The organism is Slackia sp. CM382, from assembly GCF_000293015.1.
GTDB classification, from domain to species: domain Bacteria; phylum Actinomycetota; class Coriobacteriia; order Coriobacteriales; family Eggerthellaceae; genus Slackia; species Slackia exigua.
In genome coordinates this window covers 41951-53516 of sequence record NZ_ALNO01000007.1, presented here as the reverse complement: position 1 = coordinate 53516, position 11566 = coordinate 41951, and the positions used below count along the sequence as shown (strand labels likewise).

Genomic DNA, 11566 nt, shown 5'->3' with positions numbered 1-11566 from the left:
CGGTCAAACCGAATTGAACCGCTTCTTAAGCATTCTCATGCGTGCTCTCGCTCGACTCGAGCGTTGCCTACGAGCCTTTCAACCAGCTGACCAATACAGGCACGATTCCTCATAATTCTTCTTTCAATGACCTGAAAGAAAAGAAATTCGAAGTAACCCGAGAGGTTGATAAGACCCTTATCGATACCGAGAAGCTGTACATGAATCTGTACGCTATCGCCCAGGTTCCGGGAAGCTCTCAAGAGGGTTATGTTTTCGAGATCATCGATAAGCATTCCGATACGCTCTATGTGGAATTCTGGCTTGGCGACATAACCGGTCCTCTGAATGCCAGTGGCAACGCGTTCCTAGAGCCTGGTGAGAAATTCTATCTATTCATACCGAATGTTTCAAAAACTCCAGGACCTCTTGAGGGAATTTCTGATCCGAAAGCTGCTTTGACCATTGGTTACAACAGTGCGTCGGACGGTACTCTTACGGAGCAAAAGCAGAAGACAGAGCTTGATCTGAATATTCCTCCTAAGTCTGAATAACGGAAGGCAGTTCGGTTTTATCGCCATTGACAGTAAAACGAAGACGGCGAGACATACAGGCGATATCGCCCGGCACTATGTCGAGCGATGATCACGTGGGCTCTCAGGGCCGGAGCGCTTTGCGATACTCGCTGGGAAGCATGCCAACCTCGCGCCTGAACAGCTCCGAGAAACGGCTTGTGCACGTGTAACCCACAGAGCGCGCGATCTGCTCGATGGTGAGATCAGGCTGTCTGAGCAGAAGTTCGGCCTGCGACATCCTCCGTTCCTGGACATAGCCCGTCACGGTCTTGCCATTCGCCTTCTTGAACGTCTCCTTGAATTTGGTAGGGCTCATGCAGGCTATGGCCGACAGGTCGGCAATACGCAGGGCAGACGAGCAGTGGTCGTCGATATAGCGCACGACATCCTGGATCCTCGCCCAGTCAGATGAGCTGACAGGCTTGCAGGTACGTGCGCGCGGCTGCCTCGTGCCTTCCACGATAAGCCCCATCGCCTCGAGGACCTTGCCCTCGTAGTACAGCGCGCTATGGCTTTGGCCACCGGGTACAGGCCAGAGCTTGGCGAGGAGAGCCTTCAATTCCAGATGCTCCCCATCGTTTCCGAGCGAGACGAACGCTTCCTCGACGCTCGCGAACCCGCCGGGATACTCTTTTTCGAGAAACCGCCTGGAAAACTCATGCGACACCTCGATCGAGATGCTTTGAACGGGTATGCCGGCATGCGCAATGCCCTTCCATGGCTCTCCCTTGAAGCTCTGGCCCCAGAGGCTGTTCGGCCTGAGCTTGCGGTAGGGGTTGAACTCCTCCCCTGAAATCGACTTGAAGTATGTGACCGTGAGATAGTCAGAGGTTTCGGAACTCATGACGAAATCGTCGTCCATGACGAAGTCGTGGATGCTGATGCTCCAATCGGCTTCTTGAGGCGACAGGAAATGAAACCATCCCCAATATGCGCCCTGCCTAGACCGGTACGATCTCCACAGCTCTCCGAAACCATCGGGCGACGGCACAGGCGAGAAATCGGTGCCCCCCAACATCTTCTCTTGGAACGTCTTCTCCATTTTTCGTCCCTTCGTCATGTGGCGTTGAGACAGGACTTCACGTCGATTAGACAGAAAATCAGCCTAAATACCCGATAGATCATGCTCAAACATATACTCGCAAGATAAAGATAGCCAAAGGTAATATATTTTGAAAGGACAGAGATGGACCAGCAAGAAACAGCGGGGAAGGGCGCGGGGAGGCTTGCGGCACGGGACCTTGTCACGGTAGGCATATTCACGGCGCTCTACCTGGTGTTCATGATGGTGGGCGGCGCGTTCTTCGCCTCCAACCCCGTGCTCACATTCTGGATGCCGGCTTCGGTTGCCTTGCTCACCGGACCGATCTACCTTCTGCTCATCGCCAAGGTGCCCAAGCACGGGCCGCTCATCGTCGTGGGCGTCGTCGAAGGGCTGTTCCTTTTTGCGACGGGCATGTACTGGGGTTGGGCGGTGGCCTGCGTCGTCTTGGGCATTGCCGCCGATATCATAGCCGGCATCGGCCGGTTCAGGAGCAAGGCGCTCAACTTCGCGGCGTTCGTCGTCTACTCGCTTTCCCCCATGGGATCCTATCTTATGCTCTGGGCCAACCCGACGGGCTATGCTTCATACCTGGTGGGCAAAGGAGCCGAGCAAGCCTATATGGACACGATGATGTCCACGGCGACCGACTGGATGCTGCCTGCGATGGTGCTTGCCACCGTGGCCTGCGCCATCATAAGCGGGCTTCTGGGCATGCGCCTGCTGCACCGCCAGTTTGAAAAAGCCGGAATCACGGCCTAGACGCACGCGTATGCCCAAAACGCAGAAGATTCCTGGAGCATCCCTGAGAAGAGATGGAACGCCGGGGAGGGGCGTGCGCCTCGATCCACGCGCCAAGCTCGCGGCAATCGCCGCCATGGCCGTCGCGGTGGCGCTGGCACCGAATATGCCGTGCGACTTCGCGCTCATGGGGGTCGCCTTCGCCTTTGGAAGCATGCTGGGGCAGCTCCGGGTCTCTGCGGCCATGCTCGTTCTATACGCGCTGTTCATAACGCTCGCGCAGTTCGTCCCATACTTGAATGACGTAGGCCTGCGCACCATGTTCTCCTCGTTTCTTCTCCTGATGCGCAAGGTGTTCGCCTGCGGGCTCATGGCGTACGCCACGGTGAAGACCACGCACATAAACGAATTCATGAGCGCGCTGACGCGGATGAGGGTGCCCCGTGCGGTGACGATTCCTCTGGCCGTCGCCCTTCGCTACGCGCCGACCGTGCGCGAAGACTGGGGGTTCATCAAAGACGCCATGCGCATGCGCGGCATATCGCCAAACCCGCTGGGGTTCATCCAGGCGCCGATGCGCACCATCGACTGCATCTACGTCCCTCTGCTCATGAGCGCAAGCCGCGCCGCCGACGAGCTTTCCATGGCAGCCGTGGCACGTGGCATCGAAAACCCTGTAGCGCGCACCTGCTATCTGCATATAGAGCTACGGCGTGCGGATCTCCTGACGTTCGCGGCATCCCTCGCCGTCATTGCGATCATGCTCGCGATCAGGGTGGTCGCATGATCTCCTTCAGGCATGTCTCCTTCTCCTATGGCACGTCCCCCACGGCCGATGACGCGGGGGTCAGGAACGTGTCGCTGTCCGTTGCCCCCGGCGAGGTCGTCGTGCTCTGCGGGCGGTCGGGCTGCGGCAAGTCGACCCTGCTCAGACTCGCAAACGGCCTTGCCCCTCGCTTCTTTTCAGGAGAGAAGGCCGGCAACGTCATGCTCGACGGCACCGACGTGGACGACCTTGCCACCTGGGAGATAGCGCAACGAGCGGGCTCGCTCTTCCAGAACCCGCGCACCCAGTTCTTCAACGTGGAGACCACGGGCGAAGTCGCGTTTGGACTGGAGAGCGCGGGGTGGCCTGAAGAGAAGATCCGCCCCCGCGTGAGCGAGACCTTCGAGGAGCTTGACCTTTCCATGCTGGCAGACCGCAGCATCTTCGAACTTTCGGGCGGCGAACGCCAGAAGATCGCCTTCGCGAGCATCTGGGCCCAACATCCCGCGAACCTGCTCTTGGACGAGCCCACGAGCAACCTCGATCTGACCTCGATAGACGCCATGACGGCATTCGTGGGGCATGCCAAGGAAAGAGGCTGCGCGATTCTCATCGCCGAACACCGGCTCTCCTGGCTCGCCGGCATCGCCGACAGATACGTGTACCTGGAGAAAGGGAGCGTGGGGCGCGTCATGGGGGCGGCGGAATTCGCATCGCTCGACGCCTGGGAGGTCGGACGGATGGGACTGCGCGCCCGCAGCATAGGCGAGATAGCCCCGCGCGCGAATCCTTCCGTGAGCACGTATTCCCCTCGCGCGGGCGGCGCGCTGCTCGCGACGCGGGCGCTCTCGGTCTCCTTCGGCACGGCCCCTGTCCTGCGTGGCGCGGCACTTGAGCTGCGCGCGGGCGAAGTCACGGCGCTGGTCGGCCGCAACGGAGCGGGCAAGACCACGCTGTGCCGGGCATTGTGCGGGTTCGAGCGTCGGACGCGGGGGAAGATCCTGCTCAACAGCGCGACCGCCACGCGCAGGGAACGCGTGCGCGTCTCGTCGATGGTGTTTCAAGACGTCAACTACCAGCTGTTCGCCGAAAGCGCGACCGAAGAGGTGACCTTCGGCCTGCCTCGACGCGAGGCCGAGAGCGTAGACGTTGCGCGTGTCCTGTCCGAACTCGACCTCGAAGCCTTGGGCGATCGGCATCCGGCTACCCTCTCGGGCGGACAGAAGCAGCGTCTGGCCGTCGCGGCATGCGTCGCCGCAGAAAAGCGCGTGCTCGTGTTCGACGAGCCCACGAGCGGCCTTGACCTCGACGGCATGCAACGTATAGCCCGGCTGCTCAGACGGCTCGCGGAGCAGGGCCGTGCGCTCCTGGTGGTAACGCACGACCTGGAGCTCGTCGCGTGCGCCTGCGACCGGGTGCTGTGCGTGAAAGACGGCGCGCTACGCGCTCCTCTCGCGACCGCTGAGCAGTTCGATACCGTGAAAGCTCTGATGGATTCGGCCGTTTCCCGGTAAGGAGGATCTTCGTGGAAATCAGTAAGGGGGCAAACCCCGTCGCCCTCGTGTTCGCGTGGGCGGGACGGCATCGGAAGTACCTGGTCGCCTCGGTCGTGTGCGCCACGCTGTCGGGCCTCTTGGTCGCAGTGCCCTATTTCGCCGTGTTCGATGTCATGAGCGCCGTCTACGGAGGCACGGCCACGGCCGACACGATAGCGGCAGACGTCGCCATCCTCGCCGTGGGAATCGTGCTGCGCTTCGTCTTCTTCGCCTTCGCGGGCACGCTCTCGCACAAGGGCGCCTATGGGACGCTCTTCGACGTGCGCTGCCGCATCCTCGAACGTCTCTCGAAGGCCCCGCTCGGCGAGATGGACGAGCGCAGCACGGGCAAGATCAAGACGGTGCTCTCCGACGACGTGGAGAACCTCGAGCTCCTGCTCGCGCACAACGTGCCCGAGGCCTTGATGTACGGCGCAGGGCCCGTCGCGACCTTCGCCTTCCTGCTCTTCGCGAATGTGCCGCTCGCCTTGGCCACGCTCATCCCCGCCATCGCGGCGCTGGCGGTGCTCGTATCGCTTTTCAAGGTCATGAGCTCGATCGTGGGACGTGCGACGAAGTCGCTCGAGGACATGAACTCCGTCATGGCGGAATACGTGAGCGGTATGCGCACCGTCAGGGCGCTCGACATGGGCACGCGTTCGTTCGGACGTTTCAGGAAGGCGGTGGACGAGGAAAACGCCGTGTGGTGCGAGATATCGCGCAAGACCGGCCCGGGATTCGCCTCCTACGTCATCATCATCGAAGCCGGATTGCTCATCATGGTGCCGGCAGGGGCGCTCATGTTGACGAACGGCGCCATCGATGTCTCCACTTATCTTCTGTTCGCGTTCGTCGGGTCGCTCTACCTCACCGAGATCAGGCTCCTGCAGAGCTTTGCCAACAAGCTCTCCCAAGTCTCCGCCAGCGCCGAGCGCGTTCAGGAGCTTTTGGATATCCCCGTGTTCGGCGGAGGCGTTCCGTTTCCTGACGACGCCTCCATCCGCCTTGACGGGGTGTCGTTCTCCTATGCCGATGACGCGCCCGAGGTGCTGCACGATGTCTCGCTCGACGTGGCGGCGGGCAAGCGGATCGCCATCGTGGGCGCGTCCGGCTCGGGTAAGTCGACCCTCATCCAGCTGGTAGGGCGTTTCTACGACGTGACGTCGGGCAGCGTCTCCATCGGCGGTATCGACGTGCGACACATCGACTACGACGACCTGCTGGCCCACGTGTCGGCGGTGTTCCAGAAGACCTTCCTTGCCAGCGGAACCATCCTGGAAAACATTCGCATGGGATCGGACGCCTCGCTCGACGAGGTGCGTGCGGCCGCGCGGCGCGCACAGGCCGACGACTTCATCCAGGCGCTGCCGCAAGGCTACGACACGCGCATGGGCACGTTGGGAGGTCGCCTTTCCGGCGGAGAGCGCCAGCGCATCGCTATCGCCCGCGCCATCTTGAAAGACGCCCCCATCCTGATCCTCGATGAGGCCACAAGCGCCGCCGACCCGGAAAACCAGGTGCTCATCGACCGGGCGATCGACAGCCTGTGCGAAGGCAAGACGGTGCTCGTCGTGGCGCATCGGCTCGACGCGGTCGACGGCTGCGACGCCGTCGCCGTGATGGAAGACGGGCGCATCGCCTGCATGGGTCCGCACGACGCCGTGCTCGAGGCAAGCTCCTATTACCGCAGCGCATGGGCCGCCTGGACGCGTTCGCGCTCCATGAGCTACCGCACCGGCGAAAAGGAGGGACGCAATGTCCGATAAGGCTCGGGATGCTGCACGCAACCCGTTCGCGAAGAACCGGGATTTCTACCTCTCGTGCATCTGCACAATCGCAGAGGGCCTGCTCGGCGGTGCGAACTTCGTGCTCATCTGGATGGTGATGCGCCAGGTGTTCGCAGGCGCCGTCGAGCTCGCTGCCCTTCTGCAGATCACCGGGATGCTCGTCGTCGTCTTCGCCGCGCGTCTTGCAATCTACCGCTTCGGATACGTACGCGGGCAGGTGGGCGGCGCCCATGTGAGTCACGACCTGCGCATCGCCTTGGGCGACGCCATCAAGCGCATCCCGTTGTCGCATTTCGCGAAGCGCTCGAGCGGGCAATACCTGCAGGCGCTCACAGTCAACGTGAACGATTACGAGCAGATTCTCACCCACCGCACGGGTGACATCGTGAGAGGCGCGGTGCTGGCAACGACGGTCTGCGCGTTCACATTCTGGCTCTATGCGCCGGCCGGCATCGTGATCGCATGCTCGTTCCTATCGCTCGTCCCCGCTGTCGCGCTCTCGTGGCGCCAAGTCAGGGTCTTCGGGCCCCGCAAGGACCAGGTGCGCGCGAGCAGTTCGAGCGCCATCATGGAACACGTCGATGGCATGCAGACCTTGCGCGCCTACGGGGTCGCAGGCGTGCACAACCGCTCCATCGTGGAAAGCATGCGTGCGTTCTCGCACGTGAGCTACGTATACGAACGAGCGATCATCCCGGTCGGGGCCGTATGGTCCATCTTTGCGGGCCTTGCCCAGCCCCTCCTCGTGTGGATGTGCTATAGCGCATGGACGTCAGGAGCGTTGCCCGTCGAGTCGTTTTTGCTCATCGCTATGTTGCCCCTGTTCACCCTCAAACTCGGAAGCGCCCTGTTCATCGACCTGACCGCCTACCGCAACCTCGAGATCGCCAGACGCAACATCGCGTCCGTGCTTGAAGAGCCTAAGGAGACCGGCAGTTTCGACGACATGCCTATGCAAGGTACGGGCATCGAGCTTGCGCACGTGGGGTTCTCCTATGGGGATGGACCGGCCGTGCTCGAGGATTTTGATCTGACCATCCCCGAAGGAAGGCTGACGGCGCTTGTGGGCGATTCGGGCTGCGGCAAGTCAACGGTGCTCAACCTGGTAGCCCAGCTGTACCGACCCCAGAGCGGGACAGTGAGCTTCGGGGGCGTGGATGCGAGCGGCTTTGCGCCCGAGAGCGTGCTGCGCAACGTGGCGCTCGTCGACCAGGACGTCTTCCTCTTCGACGATTCGGTGATGGACAACGTGCGCTACGCCCGCCCCTCCGCAAGCGACGAGGACGTGCGCGAGGCGTGCCGCCTGGCAAACGCCGACGCGTTCGTGCAAGCGCTGCCGCAAGGCTACAACACGCGGATCGGCGAGAGGGGCGGCAAGCTCTCCGGCGGCGAGCGCCAGCGGCTCTCGATTGCCCGCGCCATCCTGCGCGATGCGCCCATCGTGCTTTTGGACGAGGCCACATCGAACCTCGACATAGAAAACGAGCTCGCCGTGCGCGAGGCCGTCACCAACTTGCTCGCCCACCGCAAGACCGTGGTGATGGTGGCTCACACGCTGCCCATTGTGCGCACGGCCGGCCAGATCGCCGTCATCGACGGCGGACGAGTCGCTGAACTGGGATGCCACGACGAGCTGATGGCGCTCGGCGGCAAGTACGCCCGCATGTGGGCGGCATCGAGCAACGGGTAGCGATGTCATCGGATACCATCGCAACTCGTCGAAGCGGACGCGCTCGATCTGGAGTGTTGACAGGAACCAGTCGTCGAGTATGCCGCAAATTACCGTCCGACCGGTCCCTTCTTCACGGGAGCGCACACGGCCGATGCGGCTCCCTGTTTCCTGCTCGTCAGCAGAACGACGGCGTGAGCCCCGAACCCTTCACGCCGACGCCCCCGGCAGGCTATACTAGTCGCGTCGAGAAATCCGCCGGGGCCTTTGGCAAGCGTCGGCAAGAGAAGGGACGAGGCGCGTGAAGAACTAGCGATGCTCATATCCATCCGAAAACCAAGCGACATCGCTGGCGGCTATGCCGCGGATGCAGCATCGTGTGCTTAAACGCCATTCCAAAGCCACATATCCTAAGATCGATACATCGCTTGCTGCTCCGTGCGGTCTCCTGCAGAGACGAGGCAACATGCAGCTCAACCTCTTCAACATCGAATATACCTATCCGTCCGCGGCAGACCCTGCCCTGCGCGGCGTTACCGCCACGCTCCCGCAGGGATGGACCGGTATAGTCGGAGACAACGGCGGAGGCAAGACGACGCTCGCTCTGGTCGCATGCGGAATCTTGCGACCCGATGCCGGCACCGTCACGCCGTCCCTCCTTTCCGCCTATTGCGCCCAGAATGCAAAAGAGCCTCCAGGCAATGTGACCGATTTCGCGCTCACCTACGACGGCCCGGCCGTGAGACTCCGCCGCGAGCTCGGCATCGAAGACGACTGGGCCTGGCGTTACGTCACGCTCTCGGGCGGACAGCAGAAGCGCTTGCAGGTGGCCTGCGCCCTGTGGGCAGCCCCCGACGTACTCGCCTTGGACGAGCCGACCAACCACGTGGACGCCTCGACGAGGCGCGCTATGTTCGAAGCGCTGTCGCGCTTCGGGGGAATCGGCCTCCTCGTCTCACACGACCGTGAGCTGCTCGATGCGCTCTGCTCACAGTGCCTGTTCGTCGCGGACGGCGCTGCCGTCATGAGGCCCGGCGGATACTCGCAGGCATCCTCGCAGGCAGCTCTTGAACGCGCAAGCACCATTCACGCGCGCGATGCAGCTCGCAAGGAGAAGGCTCGTATAGAGCGCGAAGCGCAACGGCGCCGCGAGGAGGCGTCGCGTTCCGCCGGCAAGAGAAGCCTCAGGGGCATCGGCACGCACGATACGGACGCGCGACGGAAGGTGCGCGTAGCGGTGATGACCGGCAAGGACGGAAAGGCCGGCAGACTGTCGTCCCGCATGCAGGGCAGGTTCGAGGAGGCCGAGGCGAAGCTCGCTGCCACACGGATTGAGAGGCGCTACGACGCCGACGTATGGCTCGATGCCAAGCCTAGCAGGCGCAAGGTCCTCTTCAGGACGGATCCTTGCAGCATCCCCCTCGGCGATGCCTCCCTGAGCGTGCCCGCGCTGCACATCGGAAACGCGGACCACATCGGGCTCACCGGAGACAACGGATCCGGCAAGACGACGCTGGTCAAGAGAATCGTTGCAGGAATTCCCGCTGGCACGAAAATGCTCTACATCCCCCAGGAACCCGACAGGTCGCAGGTAGGAGAAGCGCTGCAGGCGATGCACAGACTCTCGACCGCGCGGCTCGGGCGCGCCCTCTCCATCGTGGCGCAGCTCAACTCGAATCCGGATCGTATGCTCGAGGGGGATGCCGTCAGCCCCGGGGAGATGCGCAAGCTCATGCTCGCGCTCGGAATCCTCGAGTCGCCGGAGCTCGTCATCATGGACGAGCCCACCAACCACCTCGACCTCGGATCGACGAAGGCCCTTGAGCGACTCTTGTCCTCGTATCCTGGAGCGCTCCTGCTTGTCTCGCACGATTCCGCCTTACTCGGCTCGACCACGAGCATAACCTGGAGGATGCAGATGGCGAAAGGAGGCTATGAGCTCACAGTGAGCTAGATGCCGCCCTCGCGTCGGCAAGAAAACGGCGACCCGATCCCGAAGAACGTGCGCAGGCGCAAGACGCCTTCCTCGTCGAGATCGTATTGGCCGGCGACCCCGCCCCCTCTCATCTCGGTCACCCGGTCTCCGGCGATCCGCACGAGTTCGTAGTCGTGCGTCACGACGAGGACGAATATCCCGGTGCCGGCCAATTCCCTCAACAACTCCGCCGTCTGCGCCATGTGGGCGTAATCAAGCCCGCTCGTCGGCTCATCGAACGCGATCACCCTCTTTCCGCAGAACACGGCGGCTGCTATGGCGCAGCGCTGCTTCTGCCCGCCCGACAACGTCAGAGGATGGCGGTCCCTCGCGTCCCGAAGATCCATCCGGTCGAGCACCGACTCTAAAGCGGAAGCGTCGGGCCGGGCCGCCCCGAGGACGACCTCGTCCTCGACGCTGTCGCAGAACAGCTGGTGGTTGACTTCCTGCATCACCTCGTAGCTGATCGGCAGCCGCTTTCTCGCTTTGATCGATGCACCGTCAATCGCTATGGTTCCGCGGTTCTCCTTGGCAAGCCCGCATATCACCGAGACGAGGGTCGACTTTCCCGCCCCGTTGTCTCCCACGATCATCTCGATGCGACCCGCGCCGAACCGCGCGTCGCCGACGAAAAGAGAGCGCTCGGAGCGCCGGGAATACGAGAACGCGATATCGCGAAGATGAAGCTCGCAAGAACGAGAGAGCTCTGCTGGCGCGCTTGTCCTCGGGATGTCGAACGCATCCAGCCTCGCAGGCCGTATGCCCGTCTCAAGGCGCTGCTCGCGGGTAAGGCCAGCAAGTTCCTCCATGGCGTAGATGCCGGCGACCCTCCCACCGTCAAGATAGACCGCGCGATCGGCGATACCTTCGAGGTACCAGGTGCGATGCTCGGCAACGAGGATCGTCTTGCCCTTCGCCTTCAGCAGGCTCAGAATGCGCCGCAATTCGCGAATCGCGGGAAAATCGAGGTTTGCCGACGGCTCGTCCAGAAGGAACACCTCAGGGTCCGAGGCATAGACGCTCGCGACGGCAAGACGTTGCTTCTCACCGCCCGAGAGCTGAAAGATGCTGCGGTTCATGAGGCTTCCTATTCCCAGCTCTTCTGCCGCGTTGCCGACTCTTCGAACAACCTCTGCGCGCTCCAGTCCTTGATTCTCGCAACCGAAGGCCACCTCGCTCGTGGTATTAAGGGTATAGAACTGCGTGCGCGGGTTCTGGAAAACGGTTCCCACGCTGCGGGCGATCTCGTACTGCGGGCATGATGCGGGGTCCATGCCGGCGACTTCCACCCTCCCGCTCGCCTCGCCATCGTAGAACTCGGGAATCATGCCGTTCAGCAGGCGAAGAACAGTGGATTTTCCGCAGCCGCTCTTGCCGCACAGAAGAACGCATTCGCCTGCCGCCACATCGAGCGACAGCGACGAGAGGCTCGGAGCGCCGGCGCCTCTATACGAGAACGTGACATCGGCTAACGAGACCGCGGGCTTCTCCATCGGA

Annotated in this window: 9 protein-coding genes; 7 read left to right on the top strand and 2 right to left on the bottom strand. The window is 62.3% G+C overall.

Annotation, left to right across the window (positions count from 1 at the left end; genetic code table 11):
* Positions 1-41: 41 nt before the first annotated feature.
* Positions 42-533 (top strand): hypothetical protein, encoded by a 492-nt coding sequence (locus HMPREF1155_RS02985; RefSeq protein ID WP_009077318.1) that lies wholly within the window; start codon positions 42-44, stop codon positions 531-533.
* 103 nt (positions 534-636) lie between these two features.
* Here HMPREF1155_RS02985 and HMPREF1155_RS02980 read toward each other — a convergent pair whose 3' ends face one another.
* Positions 637-1596, bottom strand: a complete 960-nt coding sequence (locus HMPREF1155_RS02980) for a helix-turn-helix transcriptional regulator (RefSeq protein ID WP_006362382.1) — start codon at positions 1594-1596, stop codon at positions 637-639.
* A gap of 144 nt (positions 1597-1740) precedes the next feature.
* On the opposite strand from HMPREF1155_RS02980, the gene HMPREF1155_RS02975 reads away from it, so the two are divergent.
* From HMPREF1155_RS02975 to HMPREF1155_RS02950, 6 genes are all read left to right on the top strand, one after another.
* Positions 1741-2358 (top strand): MptD family putative ECF transporter S component, encoded by a 618-nt coding sequence (locus HMPREF1155_RS02975; protein ID WP_009077440.1) that lies wholly within the window; start codon positions 1741-1743, stop codon positions 2356-2358.
* A 73-nt stretch (positions 2359-2431) separates the two neighbouring features.
* Positions 2432-3124: an energy-coupling factor transporter transmembrane component T gene (locus HMPREF1155_RS02970; protein WP_238319071.1), complete on the top strand. Its 693-nt coding sequence runs from the start codon at positions 2432-2434 to the stop codon at positions 3122-3124.
* The gene (locus HMPREF1155_RS02965) at positions 3121-4617 is read left to right on the top strand and encodes an ABC transporter ATP-binding protein (RefSeq protein ID WP_009077523.1); all 1497 of its coding nucleotides are present in this window, start codon (positions 3121-3123) and stop codon (positions 4615-4617) included. The genes HMPREF1155_RS02970 and HMPREF1155_RS02965 overlap by 4 nt, the downstream gene beginning before the upstream one ends.
* Positions 4618-4628: 11 nt before the next feature.
* The gene (locus HMPREF1155_RS02960; protein WP_009077374.1) at positions 4629-6404 is read left to right on the top strand and encodes an ABC transporter ATP-binding protein; all 1776 of its coding nucleotides are present in this window, start codon (positions 4629-4631) and stop codon (positions 6402-6404) included.
* A complete protein-coding gene (locus HMPREF1155_RS02955; RefSeq protein ID WP_009077379.1) occupies positions 6394-8115 on the top strand; it encodes an ABC transporter ATP-binding protein in 1722 nt (573 codons plus the stop codon). The genes HMPREF1155_RS02960 and HMPREF1155_RS02955 overlap by 11 nt, the downstream gene beginning before the upstream one ends.
* A gap of 445 nt (positions 8116-8560) precedes the next feature.
* Positions 8561-10048: an ATP-binding cassette domain-containing protein gene (locus tag HMPREF1155_RS02950; protein ID WP_009077085.1), complete on the top strand. Its 1488-nt coding sequence runs from the start codon at positions 8561-8563 to the stop codon at positions 10046-10048.
* Here HMPREF1155_RS02950 and HMPREF1155_RS02945 read toward each other — a convergent pair.
* Positions 10045-11562 carry an ABC transporter ATP-binding protein gene (locus HMPREF1155_RS02945; protein WP_009077361.1) on the bottom strand — a complete coding sequence of 506 codons (1518 nt, stop codon included), beginning with the start codon at positions 11560-11562 and terminating at the stop codon, positions 10045-10047. The two genes, HMPREF1155_RS02950 and HMPREF1155_RS02945, sit on opposite strands and share 4 nt — an antisense overlap.
* Between the last annotated feature and the right edge of the window lie 4 nt (positions 11563-11566).